The organism is Flavobacterium gelidilacus DSM 15343, assembly GCF_000422685.1.
Taxonomy (GTDB): Bacteria; Bacteroidota; Bacteroidia; order Flavobacteriales; family Flavobacteriaceae; genus Flavobacterium; species Flavobacterium gelidilacus.
Genome location: NZ_AUGN01000001.1, coordinates 388,724 through 414,600, shown reverse-complemented (window position 1 = coordinate 414,600; position 25,877 = coordinate 388,724). Strand labels below are relative to the sequence as shown.

Annotated in this window: 27 protein-coding genes and 1 tRNA gene; 11 read left to right on the top strand and 17 right to left on the bottom strand. The window is 28.8% G+C overall.

Annotated features, from left to right (window positions below; all coding sequences use genetic code 11):
• Window positions 1-19: 19 nt before the first annotated feature.
• Window positions 20-556 (bottom strand): hypothetical protein, encoded by a 537-nt coding sequence (locus G507_RS0101910; protein ID WP_026715899.1) that lies wholly within the window; start codon window positions 554-556, stop codon window positions 20-22.
• A 134-nt stretch (window positions 557-690) separates the two neighbouring features.
• On the opposite strand from G507_RS0101910, the gene porQ reads away from it, so the two are divergent.
• On the top strand, window positions 691-1,710 hold the full coding sequence (gene porQ / locus G507_RS0101905; RefSeq protein WP_026715898.1) for a type IX secretion system protein PorQ: 1,020 nt from the start codon (window positions 691-693) through the stop codon (window positions 1,708-1,710).
• A gap of 15 nt (window positions 1,711-1,725) precedes the next feature.
• On the top strand, window positions 1,726-2,409 hold the full coding sequence (gene cmk / locus G507_RS0101900; protein ID WP_026715897.1) for a (d)CMP kinase: 684 nt from the start codon (window positions 1,726-1,728) through the stop codon (window positions 2,407-2,409).
• On the opposite strand, the gene G507_RS0101895 is transcribed toward cmk, so the two are convergent.
• Window positions 2,372-3,247 carry a hypothetical protein gene (locus tag G507_RS0101895; protein ID WP_157496460.1) on the bottom strand — a complete coding sequence of 292 codons (876 nt, stop codon included), beginning with the start codon at window positions 3,245-3,247 and terminating at the stop codon, window positions 2,372-2,374. The two genes, cmk and G507_RS0101895, sit on opposite strands and share 38 nt — an antisense overlap.
• A gap of 237 nt (window positions 3,248-3,484) precedes the next feature.
• On the opposite strand from G507_RS0101895, the gene rpsA reads away from it, so the two are divergent.
• The 3 genes from rpsA (at window position 3,485) to G507_RS0101880 (ending at window position 5,884) form a co-directional block, all read left to right on the top strand.
• Complete coding sequence (gene rpsA / locus G507_RS0101890) at window positions 3,485-5,254, top strand: 30S ribosomal protein S1 (protein WP_026715895.1); 1,770 nt, start codon at window positions 3,485-3,487, stop codon at window positions 5,252-5,254.
• Window positions 5,255-5,340: 86 nt separating this feature from the next.
• Window positions 5,341-5,727, top strand: a complete 387-nt coding sequence (locus tag G507_RS0101885) for a DUF4258 domain-containing protein (protein WP_026715894.1) — start codon at window positions 5,341-5,343, stop codon at window positions 5,725-5,727.
• A gap of 82 nt (window positions 5,728-5,809) precedes the next feature.
• A tRNA-Val gene (locus tag G507_RS0101880) sits at window positions 5,810-5,884 on the top strand.
• A gap of 57 nt (window positions 5,885-5,941) precedes the next feature.
• Here the strand turns inward: G507_RS0101880 and G507_RS0101875 are convergent.
• The 7 genes from G507_RS0101875 to tsaD all read right to left on the bottom strand — a co-directional run bounded on the left by G507_RS0101875 (window position 5,942) and on the right by tsaD (window position 12,303).
• Window positions 5,942-6,514, bottom strand: coding sequence for a hypothetical protein (locus G507_RS0101875; protein ID WP_026715893.1), 573 nt, complete (start codon window positions 6,512-6,514; stop codon window positions 5,942-5,944).
• Window positions 6,511-7,692: a THUMP-like domain-containing protein gene (locus tag G507_RS0101870; RefSeq protein ID WP_026715892.1), complete on the bottom strand. Its 1,182-nt coding sequence runs from the start codon at window positions 7,690-7,692 to the stop codon at window positions 6,511-6,513. Before G507_RS0101870 ends, G507_RS0101875 begins: the two co-directional genes overlap by 4 nt.
• A gap of 2 nt (window positions 7,693-7,694) precedes the next feature.
• Window positions 7,695-8,783: an AI-2E family transporter gene (locus tag G507_RS0101865; RefSeq protein ID WP_026715891.1), complete on the bottom strand. Its 1,089-nt coding sequence runs from the start codon at window positions 8,781-8,783 to the stop codon at window positions 7,695-7,697.
• 68 nt (window positions 8,784-8,851) lie between these two features.
• Window positions 8,852-9,805, bottom strand: coding sequence for a zinc metalloprotease (locus G507_RS0101860; RefSeq protein ID WP_026715890.1), 954 nt, complete (start codon window positions 9,803-9,805; stop codon window positions 8,852-8,854).
• Between the two features lie 119 nt (window positions 9,806-9,924).
• Window positions 9,925-10,566 carry a DUF4159 domain-containing protein gene (locus G507_RS0101855; RefSeq protein WP_026715889.1) on the bottom strand — a complete coding sequence of 214 codons (642 nt, stop codon included), beginning with the start codon at window positions 10,564-10,566 and terminating at the stop codon, window positions 9,925-9,927.
• The gene (locus tag G507_RS0101850; RefSeq protein ID WP_026715888.1) at window positions 10,567-11,271 is read right to left on the bottom strand and encodes a 16S rRNA (uracil(1498)-N(3))-methyltransferase; all 705 of its coding nucleotides are present in this window, start codon (window positions 11,269-11,271) and stop codon (window positions 10,567-10,569) included.
• 9 nt (window positions 11,272-11,280) lie between these two features.
• Window positions 11,281-12,303, bottom strand: a complete 1,023-nt coding sequence (gene tsaD / locus G507_RS0101845) for a tRNA (adenosine(37)-N6)-threonylcarbamoyltransferase complex transferase subunit TsaD (protein WP_026715887.1) — start codon at window positions 12,301-12,303, stop codon at window positions 11,281-11,283.
• Between the two features lie 112 nt (window positions 12,304-12,415).
• Here tsaD and G507_RS0101840 point away from each other — a divergent pair, with 112 nt between their 5' ends.
• The 5 genes from G507_RS0101840 to G507_RS0101820 all read left to right on the top strand — a co-directional run bounded on the left by G507_RS0101840 (window position 12,416) and on the right by G507_RS0101820 (window position 20,466).
• Window positions 12,416-16,900, top strand: a complete 4,485-nt coding sequence (locus G507_RS0101840) for a translocation/assembly module TamB domain-containing protein (protein ID WP_462937123.1) — start codon at window positions 12,416-12,418, stop codon at window positions 16,898-16,900.
• A gap of 178 nt (window positions 16,901-17,078) precedes the next feature.
• The gene (pfkA, locus tag G507_RS0101835; protein ID WP_026715885.1) at window positions 17,079-18,065 is read left to right on the top strand and encodes a 6-phosphofructokinase; all 987 of its coding nucleotides are present in this window, start codon (window positions 17,079-17,081) and stop codon (window positions 18,063-18,065) included.
• Between the two features lie 46 nt (window positions 18,066-18,111).
• Entirely contained in the window at window positions 18,112-19,119 is a 1,008-nt protein-coding gene (gene gap, locus G507_RS0101830) for a type I glyceraldehyde-3-phosphate dehydrogenase (RefSeq protein ID WP_026715884.1), read from the top strand.
• A gap of 64 nt (window positions 19,120-19,183) precedes the next feature.
• Window positions 19,184-20,035 (top strand): BadF/BadG/BcrA/BcrD ATPase family protein, encoded by an 852-nt coding sequence (locus tag G507_RS0101825; protein WP_026715883.1) that lies wholly within the window; start codon window positions 19,184-19,186, stop codon window positions 20,033-20,035.
• Window positions 20,036-20,082: 47 nt separating this feature from the next.
• Window positions 20,083-20,466: a methylglyoxal synthase gene (locus tag G507_RS0101820; protein ID WP_026715882.1), complete on the top strand. Its 384-nt coding sequence runs from the start codon at window positions 20,083-20,085 to the stop codon at window positions 20,464-20,466.
• A 19-nt stretch (window positions 20,467-20,485) separates the two neighbouring features.
• On the opposite strand, the gene uraH is transcribed toward G507_RS0101820, so the two are convergent.
• From uraH to G507_RS0101785, 7 genes are all read right to left on the bottom strand, one after another.
• Window positions 20,486-20,893 carry a hydroxyisourate hydrolase gene (gene uraH / locus G507_RS0101815; protein WP_026715881.1) on the bottom strand — a complete coding sequence of 136 codons (408 nt, stop codon included), beginning with the start codon at window positions 20,891-20,893 and terminating at the stop codon, window positions 20,486-20,488.
• Window positions 20,894-20,916: 23 nt separating this feature from the next.
• A complete protein-coding gene (locus G507_RS0101810; protein ID WP_026715880.1) occupies window positions 20,917-21,435 on the bottom strand; it encodes a heme-binding protein in 519 nt (172 codons plus the stop codon).
• Window positions 21,436-21,498: 63 nt separating this feature from the next.
• A complete protein-coding gene (locus G507_RS0101805; RefSeq protein ID WP_026715879.1) occupies window positions 21,499-22,068 on the bottom strand; it encodes a Crp/Fnr family transcriptional regulator in 570 nt (189 codons plus the stop codon).
• Window positions 22,069-22,371: 303 nt separating this feature from the next.
• The gene (locus tag G507_RS0101800) at window positions 22,372-22,797 is read right to left on the bottom strand and encodes a response regulator (protein ID WP_026715878.1); all 426 of its coding nucleotides are present in this window, start codon (window positions 22,795-22,797) and stop codon (window positions 22,372-22,374) included.
• A 31-nt stretch (window positions 22,798-22,828) separates the two neighbouring features.
• A complete protein-coding gene (locus G507_RS0101795; RefSeq protein WP_026715877.1) occupies window positions 22,829-23,434 on the bottom strand; it encodes an SOUL family heme-binding protein in 606 nt (201 codons plus the stop codon).
• Between the two features lie 20 nt (window positions 23,435-23,454).
• On the bottom strand, window positions 23,455-23,940 hold the full coding sequence (locus tag G507_RS0101790) for a DUF1456 family protein (protein ID WP_026715876.1): 486 nt from the start codon (window positions 23,938-23,940) through the stop codon (window positions 23,455-23,457).
• Window positions 23,941-23,970: 30 nt separating this feature from the next.
• Window positions 23,971-24,756 carry an alpha/beta hydrolase gene (locus tag G507_RS0101785; RefSeq protein WP_026715875.1) on the bottom strand — a complete coding sequence of 262 codons (786 nt, stop codon included), beginning with the start codon at window positions 24,754-24,756 and terminating at the stop codon, window positions 23,971-23,973.
• Between the two features lie 47 nt (window positions 24,757-24,803).
• Here G507_RS0101785 and G507_RS0101780 point away from each other — a divergent pair, with 47 nt between their 5' ends.
• The gene (locus tag G507_RS0101780) at window positions 24,804-25,205 is read left to right on the top strand and encodes a tellurite resistance TerB family protein (RefSeq protein WP_026715874.1); all 402 of its coding nucleotides are present in this window, start codon (window positions 24,804-24,806) and stop codon (window positions 25,203-25,205) included.
• Window positions 25,206-25,407: 202 nt separating this feature from the next.
• Here G507_RS0101780 and G507_RS0101775 read toward each other — a convergent pair whose 3' ends face one another.
• Window positions 25,408-25,875: a DMP19 family protein gene (locus tag G507_RS0101775; protein WP_026715873.1), complete on the bottom strand. Its 468-nt coding sequence runs from the start codon at window positions 25,873-25,875 to the stop codon at window positions 25,408-25,410.
• Window positions 25,876-25,877 lie beyond the last annotated feature (2 nt).

Below are 25,877 nucleotides of genomic sequence, written 5' to 3'. Positions count from 1 at the left end.
TAGACTTGGGATTTTTTTTTTACAACTCAACTATTTTTACGTTTTTAATTTTAGTGTCAATAAAATCAATTATTTTTTTAAACTCATTAGTTCCAACTTCTTTTTCACCTAATACATATGATAATCCTCTATCTTTACTTAAATTAACAAATAGATTTTTATTAATTACACTATAACTTTTAAAAACTTCCCAATTTATAGTTGTTTCATAATTATATTGTTTAAAAAATAAATGGTCTTCATTAAGTTCCCATTTACTTACTTTATTTGCTTGTTTTTCTATATCTGTAGTAACTTCATCAAAATATCTTTTTTTATTTTTCTTATAATGATTATAATACGTATTACAATTAATCAAAACATGAATTGCAATAGCTATAAATAGATATCCTAAATTATTTTTAAGATAAATAATAAAAAGTCCTAAAATAATATAGGCAATTCCCCAATAGAAGTTTTTTTGATTTTTCTTTACGTTTTTGAGCCAAGTGATATTGAAATTCAATGTCATTTGTTCTTTGTATATTTCTGCGTCAAATGGTATTTCGTATTTCATTTAAATAAATTCTCTTATTAAAAAAGTAAATATATAAAATTTCAAATTGCATTCAAGCCTAAAACAATTTTGTATATTGATTTATATAATTTTATCTTCGCATCCGCGTTATAAACGTTGACACAACATTTGCTATGTTAAAGAATTGCCTTATTATATGTTTCATTTTCCTTTCGACCATTTCATTTGGTCAAATAGGTGGTAAATATGTATACCAATTTTTAAATTTAGCACAGTCTCCAAGACAAGCTGCTTTAGGTGGAAAAACAGTAACAGTGGTTGATTATGATGTGAATCAAGCCTTTTATAATCCTGCAACTATTAATCCACAAATGGATAATCAATTATCTGCCAATTATGGAAACTATTTTGGTGAAGTAACTTATGGAACAGCTGCATATGCTTATACGTATGATAGACATGTACAAACGTTTCATGCAGGTGTAAATTATATCAACTACGGAAATTTTGAAGGAAGAGACGAGCTAGGTAACATAACAGGAGAATTCACTGGAAGTGAAATAGCTTTATCGTTTGGTTATGCACAAAATATTCCTTGGACCGATTTTTATGTTGGCGCTAATGCAAAAATGATTTCATCAAGTTTAGAAACCTATAGTTCATTTGGTGTTGCAGCTGATTTCGGAATTTTATACATTGATGAACCTAACGATATTAATTATGGTTTAGCCATTAGAAATGTGGGAGTTCAAATTAAGCCCTTTGCAGATACAAACGAAAAATTACCTTTAGCCATAGATTTTGGAGTTTCACAATTGATGGAAAATGTACCGATTCGTTGGCATTTTACGATGGAAAATCTACAACAATGGCAAATTGCATTTTCGAATCCAAATAGAGCAGAAGGTTCCCTTGATGGTTCAGTGCAAGAAGAAAAAGTTTCGTTTTTAAACAATGCAATGCGTCACATGATAATGGGAGCAGAGTTGTTTCCAGATAAAGGATTCAGTATTCGTTTGGGATATAATTTTAGAAGAGCAGAGGAATTACGAATAGTAGACCAACGAAATTTTTCTGGAATTTCAGCTGGTTTTGGAATTCGATTTGGAAAAGTTCGATTCGATTATTCGTATTCAAGATATACTGTAGCCGCAAATACTAGTTTATTTGGAATGATGATTAATTTACAATAAAATATATTTAGAAGTTTGAAAAAAATTACAATTGCAATAGACGGATTTTCGTCAACAGGAAAAAGCACTTTGGCTAAACAATTAGCTAAACATTTAGGTTATGTTTATGTAGACACTGGTGCTATGTATCGTGCCGTGACTTTTTATGCCATGCAAAAGGATTATGTTTCAGAGAATCATTTAAATAAAGAAGCACTTGTTAAGGATTTGCCGAATATAAAGTTAGAATTTCATTTTAACGAAACGCTAGGTTTTGCAGAGATGTTTGTAAACGGAACAAACGTTGAAAATGAAATTAGAACACTTGATGTTTCACGTTGTGTAAGTCAAGTGGCAGAAGTTTCAGAAGTGCGAACAAAATTAGTGGCTTCTCAGCAAGAAATGGGAAAAAACAAAGCCATTGTAATGGACGGAAGAGATATTGGAACCGTAGTTTTTCCTGATGCTGAATTGAAGATTTTTATGAATTCTAGTGCACAAACGCGTGCCGAAAGACGTTTTGACGAACTAATTGAAAAAGGTCAAAACGTTACTTACGAAGAAGTCCTACAAAATGTACAAGAACGCGATTATATTGATACACATAGAGAAGATTCTCCTTTAATAAAAGCGGATGATGCTATTGAAATTGATAATTCTACTTTAACCAAAGAAGAACAATTTAATTTGGTTTTGAAGTTGGTTGAGGAAAGGGTTTAAGTTGACTTAATTGTTTGTTATAATACTTTCCAATTAAATACATGTTTTCTAAAGTATATCCATTATCATTAATTTTATCAACTAACTCTTGATTTTCTATTAGAATTTCACTCAATTTTTTTTTGTAATTTAATGAATGAATATGAAACATTTCATCATCTTTAATTACAAAGTAGTTAAGAGGATCTAATGGAAAGTTATTTGAATCACTTTTTGTTATTAGTTTATAAATTTTGATTTCTCCACTAGTTACGAGTCTAAGATAATCATTCTCATCAACAAAAAGTATTTTGTTAGGAATTTTTATATAATTATAAATAGTGTTATTAAAACGATATTCTATTATTTCATCTTTTTCAATCTTGATTTTAGAGTCGTTTTTAGATAACAGATAAGGCTTACCAATTAATGGTTGATTAATTAATCCATAAATCGTGTCTGATTCAATTGTAATAACATAATCACTCAACTTTTCTTCGCTTGAAATATAATCTTTTGTAAATTCAGTTTCAATTATATTTTCTTGTTTTTTGACATCTTTCGAAGTCGAATCATATATTCCATCACTATTATCTCTTTTCTGATAAGTATATATTTTGTCATTATATCTTAAGGATTTACTTCTTTTTAATTTGTGACTAATTGATTTTAAACCTCCTTTTTTATATTTTGCTTTTTTTTCAAATAGTACAAAATCATTATAGCCAATCCTTATTGTTCCGTATATTGTGTCATTATTTTTGGTAACCATGTAATCTAAATATTCGTTTTGAGAATAAGTATAAACACTTGTAAAGATTAGAAAGAATGAAAGTAGTTTTTGTTTTGCAGTCATCATATTTAACTTGAATATATGCTAAGTTATATTTTTAGTAAATATAAAACAATTTCAATAATAGTATCCATTAAATTTCTCAACAAACTCATTGTTATATTATAAAAAATTATTACTTTTGCAAACCTTTTGGTAGAGATGAGTTTCCATTGGGTATCAATAATTTACAAAAATCACTTCTGCTGTTTTTAACTACATAAGAAACTCAATAGAAACACAGAATACAAATTTATTATCAGCATGTCTGAAACAACAAAAACACAAGAACAGTTTTTAGCAGATTTTAACTGGCATAATTATTCTGAAGGAATAGATGTCGTAGATCAAAAAAACTTACAAGAATTCGAAGATTTAGTAGCTAAAACGTTCATCGATACAAAAGATGACGAAGTAGTTGATGGTATCGTAGTTAGAATCACAGATAGAGATGCTATCGTTGATATCAATGCTAAATCGGAAGGTGTTATTTCATTAAACGAATTTCGTTACAACCCAGGATTAAAAGTTGGGGACAAAGTAGAAGTATTAATCGACATCCGTGAGGACAAAACAGGTCAATTAGTATTATCTCACAGAAAAGCAAGAACTATCAAAGCATGGGATAGAGTTATCTCTGCAAACGAAACTGGAGAAATTGTTAACGGTTTTGTTAAGTGTAGAACTAAAGGTGGTATGATTGTAGATGTTTTCGGAATTGAAGCATTCTTACCAGGTTCTCAAATTGATGTTAAGCCAATTCGTGACTACGATCAATACGTAAACAAAACTATGGAATTTAAAGTTGTGAAAATTAATCACGAATTTAAAAACGTAGTAGTTTCTCATAAAGCGCTTATTGAAGCAGATATTGAGATTCAGAAAAAAGAAATCATCGGTCAATTAGAAAAAGGACAAGTATTAGAAGGTGTTGTTAAAAACATTACTTCTTATGGTGTTTTTATTGACTTAGGTGGAGTAGATGGATTAATTCACATTACTGACCTTTCTTGGTCTAGAATTAACCACCCATCTGAAGTTCTTGAATTAGATCAAAAATTAAACGTTGTAATCCTTGATTTCGATGATGAGAAAACAAGAATTCAATTAGGATTAAAACAATTAAACGCTCATCCTTGGGATGCTTTAGGTGCTGATTTAGCTATCGGTGATAAAGTTAAAGGTAAAGTTGTTGTTATTGCTGACTATGGTGCATTCGTAGAAGTTGCTGAAGGAGTTGAAGGACTTATTCACGTTTCTGAAATGTCTTGGTCAACACATTTACGTTCAGCACAAGATTTCATGAAAATCGGTGATGAAGTAGAAGCAGTTGTTTTAACTTTAGATAGAGATGACCGTAAAATGTCATTAGGTATCAAACAATTATCGCAAGATCCTTGGACTGATATTACTACTAAATTCCCAGTTGGTTCAACGCACACGGGTATTGTAAGAAACTTTACAAACTTTGGTGTATTTGTTGAATTAGAAGAAGGAATTGACGGTTTAGTATATATCTCTGATTTATCTTGGACTAAGAAAATCAAACATCCATCAGAATTTGTAAATGTTGGAGATAACTTAGAAGTTATTGTATTAGAATTAGATGTTGATGGACGTAAATTATCTTTAGGTCACAAACAAACTACTGCTAATCCTTGGGACAAATATGAAGATTCTTTCGCTGTAGGAACTATCCACAATGGTGAAATTGCTGAAATTGTTGACAAAGGTGCAACTGTAGAATTTGGTGATGATATCGTTGCTTTTATTCCAACACGTCATTTAGAAAAAGAAGACGGTAAAAAATTGAAAAAAGGTGATACTGCTGATTTCAAAGTTATCGAATTCAATAAAGAATTTAAAAGAGTAGTTGCTTCACATACTGCAATTTTCCGTGAGGAAGAAGAAAAACATGTAAAAGCTGCTGTTGAATCTAATTCTTCAAACAACAATGCTGAGAAATCTACTTTAGGTGATATTGATGCATTAGCTGAATTAAAAGCTGCAATGGAGAAAAAAGAGAAAAAATAATTTTTCTTTTCCTTTATATATTCAAAAGCCCTAATTTTTTAGGGCTTTTGTTTTTTTAAGCGTATTTTTGCAAAAAAAATTAAACAATGAGTTTACGTTATAGATTAGCATTTTATTTATTCGGATTAATGATCGGAATAGTATTCGTTTATTTCTTTATGACTAAAAAAGCAGAAGCAAGTGGAGTTTCTTTTTGTTATTTCCCCAATTGTAGAGTTTTAAAAGATCTTCGCTCTAAGCCTCTTAAAATAGGAGATGAAGCAAATAAAAAATTCGATGAAAAATGGGTGACTTTAGACGATATAAAAATGAGTTTAGAGCATGGAGAAGTTGATTTTTCTAAAAGCAACAAACCCTTAGAGAACGGTAAACTGTATATTGTTGAAGGCAAAACAATTGCTAATCAGAATATTATAATAGAAATGATTAGCTACGATGACAAAGTCATTTTAAATGATATTAAAAAAGAATAAATTTTAGCAAAAAACACTTGTAATAAGCAAATTCTAGTGTATATTTGCACTCGCAATACGGTACAAGTATAGCAAACTAAAAGGGCGATTAGCTCAGCTGGTTCAGAGCACCTCGTTTACACCGAGGGGGTCGGGGGTTCGAACCCCTCATCGCCCACAAAAAAAATCCACTTTATAAAGTGGATTTTTTTATTCTATTTTTTTATATTCATCCTTATTCAATACAGTGCAAGTAATCTATAAAATAAGAAGAAGGAGCAGATGTATCCTTAAGTAGTTCTGAAGTCATTTTGTTTTTTAAAGCAATATCTTTCTTGTCAGCAACATAAATTATTCGCATTATGGAAATAGGATATTTTTTTAAGTCTTCATAATTGTCTTTTACAAATAAAAAATAATTAGTTATAATTTTGATATTACTTTTAGAAGTAGCGTCATAAGTTAATGAACTACAATTTTCTTGACTTGAATTGACTAGTGTAACAAATTTTCCGTTTTCTAATTGAAAAATTATTTTTGAATTTTTATCAAAACACAAGGCTGGAATAAACTCTGTACTTTTTTGAATTTGTTGTAAGCCAAGCATTGGAACTCCTTCTGAATTTAGTAACGAAAAGAAAATCATTTCTTTGTTATTTCCAAAAACTCTTTCATGTATTAAAACTTCAGATGTTTTTTTTATGTAGGTTGAATCTGTTTTTTCTTCAAAATCAATTTTACAATCTTTTTTTTGGGCAAATGAAAAGGTTGTAATTAATAAAAACAAGACTAAAATATAATTTTTCATAGGTATAATTTTGTACATATAAGTACGATTTTTTCGTTATTGAGATTTGTTGTAAAGAAAGCAAATATAGTACCACCATCTTTAATTTTAAACTTTTTTTTGATTTCTTCTACACTTAAAGGAAAGTTTCTAGTAGTGCAATTCATTTTTTGATTTTGAAATTGCTTCATAAATTCCTTTTGAAAGGGTAAAACCTGATTAATTTGAAAACTACGACCTTGAAAAGCTACTATTTCATCTGAAGTAAATAAATGTGAATGTTGGTGTAATTTATCTATTTTATAAAAATCTGAAATTGCATTCATGTTTCCAGATTTCATTATGGAGCTGTTAGGTTCATATAAATATTTTTTTGGTAACGAATAGGAAACGTAATATTCTTTTCTATAAATAGTTTCAAAATGATTTATGGTTTCATTTTCAATGTTTACTGAAGAAATTATAACATCATCATCAAATCCTTTTTCAATTTCCCAAAGCAATTCTTTAATTTCATTTTTAATAGCAACAATATGAATTTTCTTTACGAAACTTAATTCATTCAAGCCAGAAGTTAAATCTAAAATTGGTGCTGTTTTAATTAGAATGTTATTGGAGTATTTAAAATAATCTTCCAATAATTCAGGTACATTTGGCAAACAATCATTTAATAGAAATACTTTTCCTTTTACATCACTTCTTCTAGATGGATCAATGTAAATCCATTCAAATGAGGTTTTTAAGTCTTTTAGAACATCAAAACTATCACCATGATGGCAAGTAATGTTTTTTTGATTCAGTACTTTAAAATTATGTTGAACAATTACAGATAAATCAGCATTCATCTCACAATGAACTACTTCTTTAAATTTTTGAGCAAAATAAAAGTCATCAACTCCAAAACCACCAGTTAGATCAATTAATTTTTCACCATTGATTAGAGATGCTTTATATTTAGCTGTACTTTCAGAAGAAGTTTGTTCTATTGAAATTTTTGCAGGATAAACGATCTTTTTAGTTTCAAACCAAGTTGGTAATTTATCTTTAGCTTTCTTTTTGGCAATAATTTGATTAATTAGTTGAGGATAATCAATTGTAGGAAAAGGATTTTTCTTTAAAGCTAATTCAGAAGTATTTGCCTCTAACATACTTTGGATAAAATCCTGAACTTCCTCTGATAATAAGATTGAAAAACCCAAAATTAATTACTTTTCGTTATCAATTTTACAAATGTATTTTCCGGAAAAAACTCTTTTGCAATTACTTTCAAAACTGTATACATTGGAACAGCTACAATCATTCCTGTAATTCCAAAAAGATAACCAGCCATAAGAATAACTAAAAATATTTGTAAAGGATGTGAATCTGTACTTTTTGAAAAAATAATAGGTTGGCTAAAATTATTATCAATAAATTGAACCAACATAAATCCAATAACTACATAAATTGTTGTTGGAATTATTTCTGTAGAAAAATCTCCTTGAATGTTACTTATCATTGTTAATAAAGCAGCTAAAATTGTACTAATTATAGGACCTACATAAGGTATTATATTTAATATGGCACATAATAAAGCAATTATAAAGGCATTGTCAACGCCAAATACAAGTAACACAACTAAATATAAAATAAAAACAATAAACAATTGAAGCATTAAGCCAATGAAGTATCTCGATAAAAGAGCATTACTTTTTCTAACTGAATCTACAATTTTTTCTTTGTTTGAATTCGGTAAAAGACTTTTGAAGCTCTTAAAATAATAAGCTTTATCTTTTAATAGAAAAAATGTGATAAAAATTACAGAAACTAAACCAACACTAAAATTACCTAAAACATTTATAATTCCGTTGATTAGGTTAGGTACAAAATTAAAATCTATACTTTTAACCATTGAAGAGCTATCAAATATTTTTGAGAGATTAATGTTGTATTTTGAAAAGTAAGTAGTTAATTCTTCGAGTATTGTAGTATAATTTTGTTTTAAAGAATTAATATCAAGTAAAGATAATTTATCAACTTGATTTATTATTAATGGAACAAAGAGTAGAATAAAACCAACGAGAATTAAAATAAATATAAATAAAGTAGTGGCAACAGCTAAGGTATTTTTGAACTTTAATTTTCCTTTTAAAAACTTTACAACTGGACTTGCAATTAAAGTAAAAATAATAGAAATTATCAAATAAACAATAACTGTAGATACTTGGTAAATTATATAAAGACTTAGCGCAACAAGTATTAATATGCCTATTGCTCTTAAAATTCCGCTAGCTAATGATTTTGATGTCATACGGCTAAATTAAAAAAAACTCGCTATAAAATAACGAGTTTTTAAATTTAATTTTAAACTTATAATAATTAAGGTTGAGCAAAAGAATTTCTTGCACCACCAGTAGAGAAAATAGTTAGCATTCTACTTTTTTGGCCGTTTGAAAACATATACATACATGCATCATCCGAATAATCCATATAATTCATTGTCATTTCTAAAGGAGTTCCTGAACAAGTTGAATAATGAGGAAAAGAAGGACAACCATAATTTGCAGTATTGTGAGAAGGTGTATCATTTACTAAATCACTTCCACAAGTTGCATCGCCCCAAATATGTCTTAAGTTCATCCAGTGACCAACTTCATGAGTTGCAGTTCTACCTAAATTAAAAGGAGCAGAAGCAGATCCATTTGTTCCCATAGCATTATTATCTATTACAACTCCATCAGTCGCAGAAGAACCTCCAGGAAATTGAGCATAACCTAAGATTCCACCACTCATATTACATACCCAAAGGTTTAATTTTGTAGTTGGACTAGTAGGAGCGATTCCACCTCTATTTGATTTTTTCATTGAATCGTCAGTTTTCCAAGATACTTTAGTTGTACTTTTTCTAACAACAGCATCTAAAACGAAAGTTATCCCAACGTTTGCTTTAACTCCAGAAAATGTAGAAGGCACATTGTTAAAGTCTGAATTTGTTGCATTAAAGTCTTTATTCAATACATCGATTTGAGATTGAATTTGAGCTAAAGAAATATTCTCAGCTGTTGTTTTGTATAAAACATTAACAACAACAGGAATTTCAATTCTACCATTTACTAATCTACCTTCTTTCATAGCTAATTCAGTAAATGATTCAATTTCATTCATTCTGTCAGCTAATTGTGGGTCTTCATTTAATTTGTTTAAAAGAACATCGTGTGAGGCACAACCTCTGTGCGCAACTTCGTTAGTTGCAGAAACTAAATCAGTAGAATCATTTTCTGTACAAGAAAATAATAACATCAATAAAGATGCTGATAAAATCAATTTTTTCATATAATAAAATTTGGTTTGTTAATATGATGCAATTTTAATTAAAATATTAACACAAAAATAAAATTTTTACAAAAATTATATGAAATTATTTAAATATGCGTAAAAACCGTAAAGGATTATTAATTCTTAAAGACATAATTAATAATATTGGCTCCCATTTTAAAGGCTTTTTCTCTAACACTTTCTGGATCATTGTGAACTTCTTTGTCTTCCCAACCATCACCCAAATCGCATTCAAATGTATAAAGTAAAACTAATTTGTTTTCTATGAAAATTCCAAAAGCTTGTGGTTTTTTATTTTCATGTTCATGAATTTTTGGTAAACCATTTGAAAATAAATTTGGTCCTTGAAAAATCTCATGATTGGACGGAATTTCCTTTAAATCATTATTTGGGAATAATTTTTTTATTTCTTTTCTGATATATTCATCCATACCAAAATTATCATCAATATGCAGAAAACCACCTGAATTTAGATAGTTTCTAAGATTTTCTACGTCATTTGGACTAAAAACAACATTTCCATGTCCTGTCATGTGAACAAAGGGATAAGAGAATATTTCTGCACTTCCTACTTCAACAGTTGCTACTTTTGTGTTTAATCTTGTATTGATAGTTTGATTGCAATATTTTACTAAGTTTGGTAAAGAAGTTGGGTTTGCATACCAATCGCCTCCACCAGCATATTTAGCTAAAGCTATTTCTTGTGAGAAGCCTAAACTCCAAAATAATAAAACGCCAAAAGTTAGTATTTTTTTCATCTATTCGTTAATTAAAGCTACAGTATGACAAGCAACAATACCTGCTGTTTCTGTTCGTAACCTAGTGTTTCCCAAAGATACAGGAATAAAATTATTTTTCAAGGCTAATGCAATTTCTTTAGGAGAAAAATCTCCTTCTGGTCCAATTAATACTAAAATATTTTGATTAGCTTGAATTCCATTTTTGAATAAATCTTTTTTATCTTCTTCACAATGAGCAATAAATTTTAAAGAATCAGTTTCTTTAGATATAAACTCAATAAATGAAATAGGTTCGTTGATTTTTGGTAAATAAAACTGGTTAGATTGCTTCATTGCTGCTTGAATAATTTTTTCAGCTCTATCGATTTTAAAAGTCTTTCTTTCTGAATGATCACAAAGAATTAGTGAGATTTCATCGATTCCAATTTCAGTTGCTTTTTCCAAAAACCATTCTAATCGATCATTCATTTTTGTTGGAGCAATAGCAATATGTAAATTATATTTTCTTGCCTCAAAAGTATCAATTTTAATGATTTTAACTTCACATTTTTTTTCTGATTCTAAGGTGATTTCAGAATGAAATAAATTTCCTTTTCCATTAGTAATATAAATAATATCACCACCTCTTTTTCTAAGAACTTTTATAATGTGTTTACTTTCTTCTTTATCAAATTGAAAGAAAGTGTCTGTTGATTTTATTTCAGAATTATAGAATAATTGCATGTATTTAATTTAAAATTTAATTCGAGCTTTAGAAACTGTTGAAGCATCACTATAGTTATTTTCTAAAAAGTTATAATAGCCAACTATACCTATCATTGCAGCGTTGTCAGTTGTGTATTCAAATTTTGGAATGTAGGTTTTCCAACCGTATTTTGCTTCTCCTTCTTTAAGAGTTTGTCTAATACCTGAATTTGCAGAAACACCACCACCAATGGCAATTTGATTAATTCCTGTTTCAGCAACAGCCATTTTTAGCTTATCCATTAAGATATTTATAATTGTGTGTTGAATAGAAGCACAAATGTCGGCTTTGTTTTCTTCAATAAAGTTAGGATTATCTGCTACACTTTTTTGAATGAAATATAGAATTTGTGTCTTTAAACCACTAAAACTAAAATTTAAACCATCTACTTTAGGTTTGGTAAATTTATAGGCTTTCGGATTTCCTTCTTTAGCAAATTTATCAATTAATGGCCCACCAGGATAAGGAAAACCTAATACTTTGGCACTTTTATCAAAAGCTTCTCCAACTGCATCATCCGTTGTTTCGCCAATAATTTCTAAATTAAAGAAACTATTGACTTTCACAATTTGTGTATGACCACCACTAATTGTTAATGCTAAAAAGGGGAAAGTAGGTTTATCAAATCCGTCTTCATCAATAAAATGAGCTAAAATATGAGCTTTCATGTGGTTAACAGCGATTAACGGAATCTCTAAAGCTAGACTCATTGATTTAGCAAATGAACCACCAACTAATAAGGAACCCATTAATCCTGGACCTTGAGTAAATGCTATACAACTTAAGTTTTCTTTAGTAATTCCAGCTTTTTTTAGGGCTATATCTACAACAGGTACAATGTTTTGTTGATGAGCTCTTGAGGCTAATTCTGGTACAACGCCACCAAATTCTTCATGAATCGGTTGCCCAGCTACAACATTTGATATAACTTTATCGTTAATTAATACAGCAGCTGATGTATCATCACAAGAACTTTCAATGGCTAATGTGTATATTGATTTATTTATCATAAAAGAGGCACGAAATTTGTTAATTAGTAAGAATATCTTTCAAAAATAGTTATTTTTGTTTCCGAAAGTTTAGTGTTAATTTTAAAGCACAAATTTAAAACATTTTTTTCGTATCAAAACATTTAAAAAAATAGTACTTCGTACCCTTTTGGGTTTATTGATTTTGTTACTCGTTTCGGGTATACTTTTGTCATTGCCTTTTGTGCAAACAAAACTAGGTCAATATGTTACGAATTCCTTAAACGAAGATTTTGGTACTAATTTATCTATTGAGAAAGTTGCTATAAGTCCTTTTGGAAATGTAAAGTTGAAAAACATTGTAGCAAAAGATAAAAAAAACGGTGACCTTTTTCAAATTGACAAGCTTCAAACGTCAATTCTTCAGGTTAGTAAATTAATAAATAATGGTCATCCTTATTTAAAAAATTTGATAGCTGATGGTTTACATTTTAACATCATACAATACGAAGGAGATAAAGAAACCAATCTAGATGATTTTATTGCTTCGTTTGATGATGGAAGTCCAAGTTCAGGAAAATTTAGAATGTTCGTTAATAATATGAAAATTAGCAATAGTTCGTTTTCCTATACAGATTATAATTTAGAAACGCCAAAACTACTCTATTTTACAAACTTAAATGGAGAACTTGATCAATTTGCAATTAAAGGAAGTGATGTTACAACTTCAATTAAATCATTAGCATTTAAAGAACATAGAGGTGTCGAAATTACTAACTTAGCTTCAAAGTTTACTTATACTAAGACAAATATAATTTTAGATACATTAGCTTTAAAAACCGTAAATTCAAATTTTGAGGGTAACGTAAAGTTGTTATATAAAAGAGAAGATTTTAAAGATTTTAACAACAAAGTAGTTTTTGATGTTCAAATTGATAAAGCAACAATTTCAACTGATGATTTAAATTATTTTTATAATGAATTTGGTCCAAATAACACTTTTTATGTTGATACACATTTAAAAGGAACGCTAAATAACTTCACAACTAATAACCTAAGTCTAGTAGATAAATACGGCTCAGAAATTAGAGGTAATGTAACTTTTAAAAATTTATTGACTAAAAAAGAGAAGGAGTTTGAAATTTCTGGGAATTTCAATAAAATTTACTCTAGATATGATGATATTAAAAGTTTAATGCCAAAACTTTTAGGAGAAAGACTGCCATCATCTTTAGCGCTTTTAGGTAGTTTTGATATCAACGGCACAATGGATTTAACTTATAATGATATAGATGCTGATATTGTTATGTTATCGGAACTAGGTTATTTAAAATCAAAATTATACATCAATAATTTAAGTAATATTGACAAAGCTGAATATAATGGTAATGTTGTTTTAAATAGATTTGATATTGGAACCTTAATTAGTGAAAAAGCCATAGGTAAAACAACACTAAATCTAGATGTTGACGGTAAAGGATTCACAAAAGAATATTTAGATACTAAAATTAATGGTTATGTTGAGTCGCTAACTTACGATGGTTATACCTATCAAAAAATTGAAATTGACGGTAAATTAAAAATGCCTTTGTTTCAAGGATACTTTAATAGCAATGATAAAAATCTTAAAATGGATTTTAATGGGATTGTTGATTTGAGTTCAAAATCTAAAAACTATAATTTTAAAGCTAATATTGATTACGCAAACCTTAGAGCTTTAAATATCTATACCAAAGATACTATTTCGATTATAAAAGGGTTAGTGGATATAAATGCTACTGGAAATTCTATTGATGAAATTTATGGAACTATTGATTTAAAAAATTTATATTATCAAAATAATAAGGATTTCTACTTTTTTGATGATTTTATTTTAGAATCAACTTTTGATTCAAATAATGAAAGAACTATAACTGTAGAGTCACCTGATATTGTTAGTGGAAGAGTAGTTGGTAAGTTCAAATTCAATCAATTACAAAAATTATTAGAAAATGCTGTTGGAAGTTTATATGCCAATTATTCGCCAAATAAGCTATTGCCAAATCAGTATATGACTTTTGATTTTACGATTTACAATAAGATTATTGGAGCCATTTTGCCAAATGTTGAAGTTGGAGAAAACACAAGAGTTAAGGGTAAAATTATTTCAGATGAAGAATTATTTACACTTGATTTTAAATCGCCTTCCGTATCAATTGATAAGAATAAGTTTAGTGGAATTACGATTGATATCGATAATAAAAATCCCTTATACAATGCCTATATTTCATTAGATAGTTTGCATACTGATTTCTATGATATTTCTGAATTCAATTTAATTAACATTACTCAAAACGATACTTTATTCTTTAGAACAGAATTTAAAGGTGGAAAAGATAAAGAGGACAAATATGATTTAAATTTATATCACACGATTGACCAAGATAAAAATTCAGTAATTGGTTTTAAAAATTCAGAAATAAACTTTAAAAACAGTCTTTGGTATATAAATGAAGGTGAAGATTCAAAAAACAAAATTGTATTTGATAAAAAGTTAGAAAATTTCGATTTTCAAAAACTATTATTTTCAAATAAGGATGAATCTTTTTCTTTTGAAGGTGTTATAAAAGGGAAGGATTATAAAGATTTAAATCTTAAGTTTAATAATGTTGACCTAGATAAAGTTACACCAGCATTAAACAACCTTACGTTTGCTGGTAGAATGAATGGAATGATTGACTTCAAACAAGATAAAGATATTTACAAACCTATTTCTGATGTTAGGATAGATAGTTTACAAATTAATGATTATGATGTTGGAGATTTAAAGCTTCAAATAACAAGTGATGAATATTTTAGAAAATTTAATGTAAACTCAACGATTATTAGAGATGATTTTGAAAGTTTTTATACTAAAGGAACAATAGAAATTGTCAATAAAGAGGCTTTATTATCATTAGATACAAAGTTTGAAGATTTTGACATTAAGCCACTTGGACCATTGTTGAGTAGTGTTTTTTCAGACATGAGAGGTTTAGCAACAGGAAGGGCAAGTATTACAGGAAAAGCTAATGATCCAGAAATTGATGGTATTATTTATTTAGATAAAGCAGGTATGAATATACCTTATTTAAATGTTGATTTTAATTTAGAAGATAGATCTAGAATAGATGTGACAGAAAATCAGTTTTTATTTAGAAGTTTTGAAATCACAGATACCAAATACAATACTAGAGGAATTATTTCAGGAAATGTAAAACACAAAAATTTAAATAATTGGGTCTTAGATTTAAATTTATCTTCAAGAAATATTTTAGCATTAGATACAAAAGAAAAAGAAGATGAGTATTATTATGGAACTGCTTTCTTAAACGGAACAGCTTCTATAAATGGACCAGTTGAAGCTTTAAAAATAAAAGTTTCAGGAAAATCAGAAAAAGGAACATCTATTAAAATCCCAGTAAAAGATACCGAAAATTATGGAGAGGTTTCTTATATCAATATCATTAAAGTTGGTGAAGAAAAAATAATTAAAGAAAATATTAAAAATCTTGGAGGTTTAGATTTGGTGCTAGATTTTGATATTACTCCAGATGCAGAAATAGCAGTAATTTTAAACCAAGAAACTGGCCATGCTATGAAGGGGAGAGGTGCAGGAGGTATGAATATGCACATCAACACTAATGGAGTTTTTGAGATGGTAGGTGACTTTATGGTTTATGAAGGAGAATATAATTTTAAATATGGAGGAATTATTTCTAAAAAATTAGCCGTTAAAAAATACGGTAATATCGTTTGGCAAGGTGATCCTATGAATGCAACTTTAAATCTCGAAGCTGTTTATCACACCCAAACAAATCCTTCAGTACTGTTAGAGTCTTCGTCTATATCTAATAGAAAAGTTGACACTGATGTTGTAATCAAAATAACAGGTAATCTAGAAAATCCAGAAACAGATTTTAGTTTAGAATATCCAAATGTAAGTTCTGTTTATAAATCAGAAATTTTATATAAACTAGCGGATAAAGATACGCGTCAACAGCAAGCACTTTCTGTTTTAGCGGGTGGAACTTATTTTGCACAAGGTGCAGTTGCAAGCGATTATTACTCTAATGCATTGAGTGAAACCGCTAGTAGTTTGTTACAAGATATTATTTCAAATGAAGATGATAAAATAAAAGTAGGTTTAGGTTACACAACAGGTTCACGAATAAATAACACTTCTGATCAAGTTGGAGTAAATTTAAGTTCTCAAATCAATGATAAACTTTCTATTAATGGTAAAGTCGGAGTTCCAGTTGGTGGAATTAGTCAGTCTGGTGTAGTTGGAAATGTTGAGTTGCAATATCAATTAAATGAAGATAATACTTTGCGTGCAAGAGCATTTAATAAAGAAAACGATATTAGTTACATTGGTCAAGGAATTGGGTATACTCAAGGTATCGGATTATCATATAATGTTGATTTTGATAATATTTCTGAGTTATGGAGAAAAGTTTTTGCCCCAAATACTTTAAAAGCAAAAGGAGAAAAAAATCCTTATGATGAAATTCCTCCTGATTCTGATTTAGATCCAGAATACATTAACATTACTACTGTACAAGATAAGAATAAAAAGAAAGAGCAAGAAAAAGAAGAAACAGCTCCTGAGATTGAATAATTCTCATTATTCTACTTTTATTTTCTAAAAATCATATTTAATTCAAGTGTTTTAAATTGATTTCTCAAGAAACTTATCAACGAAAACGTTTGAAAATATGAGTAATTGTTATATTTTTTCAGAAATGATTGAATAAAAATTATAAATCAGCTAATTTTACAATAAATAATAAAAAAAAATGTCAAAAAGCATTACAAAAATCGGAGTTCTAACTTCTGGTGGAGATTCACCAGGAATGAATGCTGCTATTCGTTCTGTAGTTCGTACTTGTGCTTTTCATAATATTGAATGCATAGGTATTTATAGAGGTTACCAAGGAATGATTGAAGGTGACTTCAAAGAAATGGGACCACGTTCTGTAAATAATATAGTAAATAAAGGTGGTACAGTATTAAAATCGGCTCGTTCTGTTGAGTTTAGAACACCTGAAGGTAGAAAAAAAGCCTACGAAAAACTAACAGAAGCTGGAATTGATGCTTTTATAGTAATTGGTGGTGATGGTTCTTTTACTGGAGCAGAAATTTTCAATAATGAATATAACTTTCCAGTAATGGGAATTCCAGGAACTATTGATAACGATATTTTTGGAACAAGTCATACTTTAGGATACGACACAGCATTAAACACAGTTGTTGATGTTATAGATAAAATTAGAGATACAGCCAGTTCACACAACAGACTTTTCTTTGTCGAAGTGATGGGACGTGATGCTGGACATATTGCTTTAAATGCTGGAATTGGAGCAGGAGCAGAGGAAATCCTTATTCCTGAAGAAGATTTAGGTTTAGAGCGTTTGTTAGAATCTTTAAGAAAAAGTAAAGCATCAGGTAAATCGTCTAGTATTGTTGTTGTTTCTGAAGGAGATAAAATAGGAAAAAGCGTTTTCGAATTAAAAGATTACGTGGAAGAAAATTTACCCGAATATGAGGTAAGGGTTTCTGTTTTAGGTCACATGCAACGTGGTGGTGCTCCATCGTGTTTTGATAGAGTTTTAGCTTCAAGATTAGGAGTAAAAGCAGTTGAATCACTTTTAGAAGGGAAATCAAATTTTATGGTTGGAATTTTAAAAGACGTTATAGAATTAACACCATTAGAACAAGCTATAAAAGGAGAATATCCAATTGATTTAGAATTAGTACGAGTTTCTGATATCATGTCAATTTAATTTCAAAAGTATATACAAATTATAATTAATAATAATAAAAAATAAAATGTCAAAAGTAAAATTAGGAATAAACGGTTTCGGTAGAATTGGAAGAATTGTTTTTAGAGAAACATTTAACAGAGATAATGTAGAAGTAGTAGCGATTAATGATTTATTAGAGGTAGATCATTTAGCTTACTTATTAAAATATGATTCAGTTCACGGTCGTTTTGCTGGAAAAGTAGAAGTTAAAGACGGAAAATTATATGTAAACGACAAATACATTAGGGTTACAGCACAAAGAGATCCAAAATTAATCCAATGGGATGACAAAGATGTAGATGTTGATGTAGTTGCTGAATGTACAGGAATTTTTACAACTTTAGAAACGGCTCAATATCATATTGATGGTGGTGCAAAAAAAGTAGTAATTTCAGCTCCTTCTGCTGATGCTCCAATGTTTGTTATGGGAGTAAATCACATGTCTGCTAAAGCCTCAGATACTATTGTTTCTAACGCATCTTGTACAACAAACTGTTTAGCTCCATTAGCAAAAGTAATCAATGATAACTTCGGAATTGTTGAAGGTTTAATGACAACTATTCATGCTACAACAGCTACTCAATTAACAGTTGATGGTCCTTCTAAGAAAGATTTCCGTGGTGGACGTTCTGCTTTATTAAATATGATTCCTTCTTCAACAGGTGCTGCAAAAGCGGTTGGAAAAGTAATTCCAGAATTAAACGGAAAATTAACTGGTATGTCAATGCGTGTTCCAACTGCTGACGTTTCTGCAGTAGATTTAACGGTTAAATTAGCCAAAGAAACTTCTTATGAAGAAATTATGGCTGTTTTGAAAAAAGCTTCAGAAAACGAAATGAAAGGAATTTTAGGATATACAGAAGATGATGTAGTTTCTACTGATTTTAACTCTGATCCAAGAACTTCAATAGTTGATGCTAAGGCTGGAATTGGATTAAACTCAACATTCTTCAAAATTATGTCATGGTACGATAATGAATATGGATATTCAAGTAAATTAATTGATTTATCAGTGCACGTAGCTAATTTATAATTTGAATTTAGAAATTGGTTTGTTAGAGTATAGTTTACTTTAATAATCTTAAAATCAAAAAAATATGAAATTACTCGTTGATAGTGGTTCTACAAAAGCTGATTGGATTGCAATTGATGATTCAGGAAAGGTGCTTTTTACAACACAAACTTTAGGTTTAAACCCAGAAGTGTTGAGTAAAGAGCAAGTAATAAGTCGTTTAGAAGAAAAATTTGATATTTCTCACAACAGAGACAAAGCCTCTAAATTATATTTTTATGGAGCTGGTTGTGGTACTGATAGAATGAAAGACTTTTTAACTAAAGTTTTCCAAGAGTATTTTAAAAATGCTGAAGTAAAGGTTCACGAAGATACTTATGCGGCAGTTTATGCTACAACTCCAAAAGATGAGAAAGCTATTGTTTGTATCTTAGGAACAGGTTCAAATTGTAGTTTCTTCGATGGTAAAATATTACATCAAAAGGTACAGTCCTTAGGTTATATTGCAATGGATGATGGTTCTGGAAATCGTTTTGGTAGACACTTATTAAGAGGTTATTATTTTAATAAAATGCCTCCAAATATAGCAAAAGAATTTGAGAAAGAGTTTAATGTTGAGGCTGATTTTATAAAAAATAAATTATACAAAGAACCTAACCCAAATGCTTACTTAGCTACTTTTGCAAAGTTTTTAATCAAGCATAAAGATGAAGAATTTTGCAAAAAAATAATTAAAAAGGAATTAAAGTCTTTTGTGAAAAATTATGTTATGCAATATGAAAATCATAAAAATGTGCCTGTTCATTTTGTGGGTTCTATAGCTTTTTATTTAAAAGATGAAATAGAAGCTGTTCTTACAAAATATGATTATAAAATGGGTAATGCTTTAAGAAGACCAATTGATGGTTTAATTGCCTATCATTCTCTCAATAATTAAAAAAAAACCTGATTCATCTGAATCAGGTTTTTTTATACTTTTACACTATGAAAAACAAATATGAAATAGCCATAATTGCTCATGACGGAAAAAAAGCGGATATGGTGCAATTTTTAAATAAGAACAAACACCTTTTAATTGAAGAAAACATTAAACTAATTGCAACTGGAACAACAGGTGGAAAAGTTGAATCTGTTGGCATAAAAGTAAAGAGAATGCTTTCTGGACCTTTAGGTGGAGATGCACAAATTGCCGCTAGAGTAGCAGAAGGTAAAACGAAAATGGTGTTGTTTTTTAAAGACCCTAACTCAAGTCATCCACACGAACCAGATATTTCAATGTTGATACGTATTTGTGATGTTCATAATGTTCCTTTAGCAACCAATGAAGCTTCTGCTCAAATGTTGTTGAATGCTTTGAGTATGGATTGATAAATAATTATATATAAAATTAATTTCCCCTGTAAGTTGAATAGCCATAAGCAGAAAGCGTGATTGGAACGTGGTAATGGTTTTCATCTTTTATCTCAAATACAACTTCAATAAAAGGATAAAAACTGTCAGTATTATTACTTTTAAAATATTCACTAGTATAATAAGTTAGTTTATAAATTCCTTTATTATTTTTTTCTGAACTTAAAAAATCAACGATTCTACCATTTTCATCGGTAACTCTTTCGTCAACCAATTTCCAAATTTTAGTTTTTTCGTTGTAAATTTCTAATTTAATCGTAACACCACTTACAGGTATACCTTTAGAAACATCTAAGATATGACTTGAAAGTTGATAATTCTTTTTTTGAGCAAAGGCAATAATTGTAAATAAGACAAAAACTGTAGTAAAGATTAATTTTTTCATTTTCTTTTTGTTTAAAATTTTTATTATTTTGTTGTAGTTATTCCGATTTCTGTAATAGCAGCTGATTTTGCAATTAAATCATCATTTTCTGGACCACCACCACCTGAAACTCCGATACTTCCAATTATATTTCCTTTGTAATAAATTGGAGAACCACCGCTTAAAAGCAATAATTCGGGTAAAGAATTTAAATTTTTAGTATCGCTATTTTGTTCCGCATTTCTTAATAATTGTAATGTTGCTGTTTTTGTAGATAAAGAAGTGTACGCTTTTCTTCTGGAAGCTTCAGTATTGTGAGGTCCAACACTGTCACCACTTGTCAATACTATAATAGATCCAGATGCATCTAATATTGCAACAGAGACCTCTTTATTTAGCGTAGAAGCAAAGTGATTTACTCGATTTACTAATTCAAAAGCAGCCTTTTGTGTTAGGTTATCGATAGAAGTAACATAAGAGTCAATATTATCTTTTTCTTCTTTGTCTTTTTGAGCAAAAGAAAGTGATGTAGATAATAAAAATAATAAGATAGCATTTTTCATGTTTAATTTTTATGCAAATTTAGATACATTAAAAAACATAAATCTTGTCCTATGTCAACGTTTTTATAATTTTGATTTTATTCTACTTAAAGTAGAAGGAGAAATTCCTAAATAGGAAGCAGCCATTTTATTTGATACTTTTAGTAATAATTTAGGTTGGTTCTGAATAACCCATTTTACTTTTTCTAAGGCATCAAAACCTTGAAAGCCATATATTCTTTTTTGAGAAACTATAAATCCCAATTCAATTATTTCAGTATATATTTTAGCAAATAAAGGCATTGTATCAACTAGGTAATAGAAATCAATTCTTGAAATATAAAGTAATTCAGATCTTTCTATAGTTTGGATGAATTCTTCCGCTGGTTTTTGATCTATAAAACTAGGCAAAGCTGTTACAAAATTGCCTTCAAAAGCAAAATATCTTGATATTTCTTGTCCTTCTTTAGTATTTGTAAATAAACGAACAGAGCCTTTATTTATAAAATAATAATTAGTAGCTATTTGATTATAACTCAATAGAATTTCATTTCTTTTGGTTTTCAAAAGTTGAAAGTGCGAACAGATTTCATCTAGCGATTTGTTATCAATTTCACCTTTCCTTTTTATAAATTCTTTGAGAGTAGAATACATTCTTAATTTTTTGACAATTTAAGAATTTTATATTTGAACAAATGTTATGGTTTTAATAATTAAAAATAGAAGTGAAGCACTAAAAAAGCTTAGTTTTAAAATATTCAAAAAGCATCAATTATATAAATCCTTAAAAAATTAAATTCATTATAAATAAATCATAATTGGTAGCAGTTACAAAATTTATAAAAGTTGTTCTTTAGGAGAATTTGTTGGATTGATAAGATAAAGAAAGTTTTCAGTTGTTAAAACGGATTCACAGTAGCTTTATTTTCTTGATAAATAAATCCTATTTTATTTAGGTTATTTAGTGTAGTTTGGAGATTCACATTTTTGCCAATATTCAACTATTATCTTTACGGTGCTTTTTAATTCTTCAAAACTTGATGGTTTAACAAAAAAACCTTGAATAGATTTTGAGTAAGCATCTATTACATCATCTTGAGCAGCACTTGTTGTAAAGAATAAGTAAGGTATAGTTTTTAATCGTATATTTTCATTTTCATGAATTTGTTGCCTTAGCTCTATACCATTTAACTTTGGCATATTAATATCCGAAAAAACAATAAAAGGCTCTCTGGTATTTGAGGTTAAATAAGCAAGTGCTTCTTGACCGTCATTAAAAAAAATAATTTCATTTTTATAATCAAGTTCTTTAAAAACATCACCAAACATTTCTTGGTCATCCATGTCATCTTCAACAATAATTATAGCTCCGTTTTTATTCATTTTGCTTTTTTATATTATGCACAAATTTATTTTACTCTATATTAAGAGCTTCACTTTCTAACTCTACAATAACTTCATTTTTTCTATTAAAAACTTCATAAGGTGGATTATAACCTAAAAGATAAAAACGATTTGTGTAAGGAATTCCTTTTGCGTCTAAAGAAGCAATTAATTTTTTTTTATACGTTTCAATTTTCTCATCATTAACCCAACCACCGAAAGTAATTGCTGCAACAGTTTTTGCAGGTTCTTCATGAAATTTAATTTCTGAATTGCTTGGTTGAGGAAGCGTTTCCTTATTTTTTTTCTTAGGTACCATAAACATCATAGTCATAGAATCATCTAAAGACATTGATACTGGTGAAGTCATTGCTATTTTTTCATTCTTTTCATTCTTTCCAAAAATGTATCCTGCTAAAATAGAAAATCCTTTGCTAGAAGCTTTTTTATATTCTTTGGTCGAAAGTTTGACTGAAGTAAATAAAGTTGCTTCGTAATTCCGTATTTCAAATGTGTCATATTTTTTCTTGACCTCATATGAATATGTTTCAATATTTCTTTGGCTATTCATAGCAAAAACCTGAATAATAACAAAGGCTACAAAAACTATTGCAACTATGATTAAAACCGTTTTCATAAATTCAATTTAGTAATTATTTACTTCTTTGGTTTTCCGTTGTTAAACTTTACTTTTTCAACAATTTCTACTTTTTTTGGTTTGTCTTTATAAGAAGGTTTCTTTTTAGAATCATACTTTGGTTTATCATCGTATTTTGGCTTATCGTCATACTTCTTTTTAGGAAAGTCCTTTGTATAAGGTTTTTTAGCTACTGGTTTCTTTGTTGTACCTAATTTTTCACCTGTTTCTAAATCTATTTTAGAATTTGCAATTTTAGATAATTCTTCACTTGCCTCTTTAGGATCTTCTTTTGTACCACGCAGTTTAATTACTAAACCGTTTAAAAAGTTACGTAGCAATTGGTCACCACATTCCATATAACTAGGATGATCCTCTTTTCTAAAAACGTTTCCTAATTCACCTTTAGAAATTCTAAAATCCACTAATTCTAAAATCTCAACTATTTGCTCGTCTCTTAATTGTAAAGCTACACGCAGTTTCTTAAATATATCGTTATTTGTCATCTTTTTGTAATAATTTGATTCTAATTTCTCTTAAAAAAGCCAAAGATACGCTTTTGCAAATTCCTTTGCCCATAATTTTTCATTATGTTTTCCATCTTTTACAATAGCCATTTGAGTTAGATGTAAACAATCACATCGTTTATTTCTTATGATGTCTTCCATTTTTATCATTTCTTCAACCATTGTTTCGCTTTCGTTATCACCACACATAAAATAGATTTTTGTATTTATTTTTTTTGTGTTTTCCATTAGTTTATATATTTCATCAGAAAACCAAAAAGAAGGAGAGAAGCAACCTACTTTTCCAAATACTTTCGGATATTTCAATCCTGCATAAAATGAAACTAAACCTCCAAGTGAACTTCCCATTATAGCAGTGTTACTTTTATTTGATTTTGTACGATAGGTTTTATCTACATAAGGTTTTAAATCAGACACAATAAAATCTAAATACAAATCAGCTTTTCCACCGCCATATTTTTCGTTTTTGTAAGGAGTTAATTCGTCAATTCGTTTGCTGTTTCCGTGTTCAATTCCTATTACAATTACGTTGGCTTTTAAACTATCTAATGTTTCATCTACTTTCCATTCACCAACATAAGAAGTTTTGGCATCAAATAAATTTTGAGCATCATGCATATAAATTACAGGATATTTTTTGTTTGAGGTTTCATAATTTAGAGGCAAATACACATAAATTTTCTTAATCGTATCTAATTGTGGTGCTTTAATTTCAAATGTTGAATAACGATTTTGAGCGTTAGTTTGGGTTAAACCAAAAAAAAATGTTAAAAAAAATAGAACCCAGTTTTTCATTTTTACTTATATTTGATTTTAATATCTTTAATAAAAGTAGCATTTTGATGGAAACTTACCAAGAGAAAATTAGTTTATTGCAAGAAATGATTGCCTTCGCATTGATAGACGGGCAATTACATGACAGAGAATATGATTTTATTGAAATGATTGCTCAAGAACTAGAAGTTGATAAGAAAACCATGCTTAAGCTTTACGACAAAAAAGCAGAAAAAGTTGTCATAAAAGATGAGATAAGTAGAATTTGCCAGTTTTATAGACTAGCTTTATTGATGCATGTTGATGGGGTTTTGCACGAAAAGGAAAACAAGAAAATCAATGAAATTGGCATTAATATGGGGTTGAATCCTTATGCTATGAAACGTGTGCTTCATTTAATGAAAAAATCTCCAACAAGAATGATTGATGGAAATGTTTTAATGGCTGCTTTTCATGAGCAGTTGAATTAGGATTTTTTATTTGTATAACAACGGTTCTCGATACAATTTTGTTACATTTCATTACACAAAATCACTCGAACTGACGGTTTGGTATATGAATCTTTTTAAAACAATTAATAGTCTTGACTTTCCGTCACTTCGAGTGATTTTTAGAAATGAAAACGTCAGTTTTTGTTTTTAAAAATTGTATCGAGAAGTTGTGAATTAAAAACTAATTAAACTTCTCTTTATGTTTTCTAATGTATTCCACAATTAAAGCTACAATATCTTCTTCTTGTTCTTCATCGAAAAATAATTCATCTAAATCTTCCCAACCCGAAAAAGCCATTTCATCCATTTTGGCTAACTGTTTGTTTCTTTCGTCTAATTTATCATTAAATTCATCATTAGGAAATAAACCCAATGCTTTTTCAATTAATAAAGCTGTTTTTGGTGCATTTATAGCTTTGTAAGCATTTTTGATTTCCAATGCAAAGTTTCCGGCTTCTGTACTGAAAAAGTTATTGAAACCACCTTCATTCATAGCTGCTTCGAACACATCTATATAAACAAAATTACGTTCGTAATCGTTTAGTAAAGTAAAATCATCTGATTCTTCTTTCTTTTTATAAATATTGGCTCCAACCGCTTCAATGATTTCTATTTCGTCTGTTAATTGTAGTATTTCGTTTATGTTCATTT

What these genes read in the sequence shown, in the direction of transcription:
- tsaD (WP_026715887.1), bottom strand. Translation starts at nt 12,303, where the DNA reads ATGATAAATAAATCAATATACACATTAGCCATTGAAAGTTCTTGTGAT.
- G507_RS0101790 (WP_026715876.1), bottom strand. Translation starts at nt 23,940, where the DNA reads ATGACAAATAACGATATATTTAAGAAACTGCGTGTAGCTTTACAATTA.
- G507_RS0101780 (WP_026715874.1), top strand. Translation starts at nt 24,804, where the DNA reads ATGGAAACTTACCAAGAGAAAATTAGTTTATTGCAAGAAATGATTGCC.
- G507_RS0101895 (WP_157496460.1), bottom strand. Translation starts at nt 3,247, where the DNA reads ATGATGACTGCAAAACAAAAACTACTTTCATTCTTTCTAATCTTTACA.
- gap (WP_026715884.1), top strand. Translation starts at nt 18,112, where the DNA reads ATGTCAAAAGTAAAATTAGGAATAAACGGTTTCGGTAGAATTGGAAGA.
- porQ (WP_026715898.1), top strand. Translation starts at nt 691, where the DNA reads ATGTTAAAGAATTGCCTTATTATATGTTTCATTTTCCTTTCGACCATT.
- G507_RS0101910 (WP_026715899.1), bottom strand. Translation starts at nt 556, where the DNA reads ATGAAATACGAAATACCATTTGACGCAGAAATATACAAAGAACAAATG.
- G507_RS0101865 (WP_026715891.1), bottom strand. Translation starts at nt 8,783, where the DNA reads ATGACATCAAAATCATTAGCTAGCGGAATTTTAAGAGCAATAGGCATA.
- G507_RS0101795 (WP_026715877.1), bottom strand. Translation starts at nt 23,434, where the DNA reads ATGAAAACGGTTTTAATCATAGTTGCAATAGTTTTTGTAGCCTTTGTT.
- G507_RS0101785 (WP_026715875.1), bottom strand. Translation starts at nt 24,756, where the DNA reads ATGAAAAACTGGGTTCTATTTTTTTTAACATTTTTTTTTGGTTTAACC.
- uraH (WP_026715881.1), bottom strand. Translation starts at nt 20,893, where the DNA reads ATGAAAAAATTAATCTTTACTACAGTTTTTGTCTTATTTACAATTATT.
- G507_RS0101855 (WP_026715889.1), bottom strand. Translation starts at nt 10,566, where the DNA reads ATGAAAAAAATACTAACTTTTGGCGTTTTATTATTTTGGAGTTTAGGC.
- G507_RS0101885 (WP_026715894.1), top strand. Translation starts at nt 5,341, where the DNA reads ATGAGTTTACGTTATAGATTAGCATTTTATTTATTCGGATTAATGATC.
- G507_RS0101810 (WP_026715880.1), bottom strand. Translation starts at nt 21,435, where the DNA reads ATGAAAAATGCTATCTTATTATTTTTATTATCTACATCACTTTCTTTT.
- G507_RS0101775 (WP_026715873.1), bottom strand. Translation starts at nt 25,875, where the DNA reads ATGAACATAAACGAAATACTACAATTAACAGACGAAATAGAAATCATT.
- G507_RS0101820 (WP_026715882.1), top strand. Translation starts at nt 20,083, where the DNA reads ATGAAAAACAAATATGAAATAGCCATAATTGCTCATGACGGAAAAAAA.
- G507_RS0101860 (WP_026715890.1), bottom strand. Translation starts at nt 9,805, where the DNA reads ATGAAAAAATTGATTTTATCAGCATCTTTATTGATGTTATTATTTTCT.
- G507_RS0101875 (WP_026715893.1), bottom strand. Translation starts at nt 6,514, where the DNA reads ATGAAAAATTATATTTTAGTCTTGTTTTTATTAATTACAACCTTTTCA.
- pfkA (WP_026715885.1), top strand. Translation starts at nt 17,079, where the DNA reads ATGTCAAAAAGCATTACAAAAATCGGAGTTCTAACTTCTGGTGGAGAT.
- rpsA (WP_026715895.1), top strand. Translation starts at nt 3,485, where the DNA reads ATGTCTGAAACAACAAAAACACAAGAACAGTTTTTAGCAGATTTTAAC.
- G507_RS0101825 (WP_026715883.1), top strand. Translation starts at nt 19,184, where the DNA reads ATGAAATTACTCGTTGATAGTGGTTCTACAAAAGCTGATTGGATTGCA.
- G507_RS0101805 (WP_026715879.1), bottom strand. Translation starts at nt 22,068, where the DNA reads ATGTATTCTACTCTCAAAGAATTTATAAAAAGGAAAGGTGAAATTGAT.
- G507_RS0101800 (WP_026715878.1), bottom strand. Translation starts at nt 22,797, where the DNA reads ATGAATAAAAACGGAGCTATAATTATTGTTGAAGATGACATGGATGAC.
- G507_RS0101850 (WP_026715888.1), bottom strand. Translation starts at nt 11,271, where the DNA reads ATGCAATTATTCTATAATTCTGAAATAAAATCAACAGACACTTTCTTT.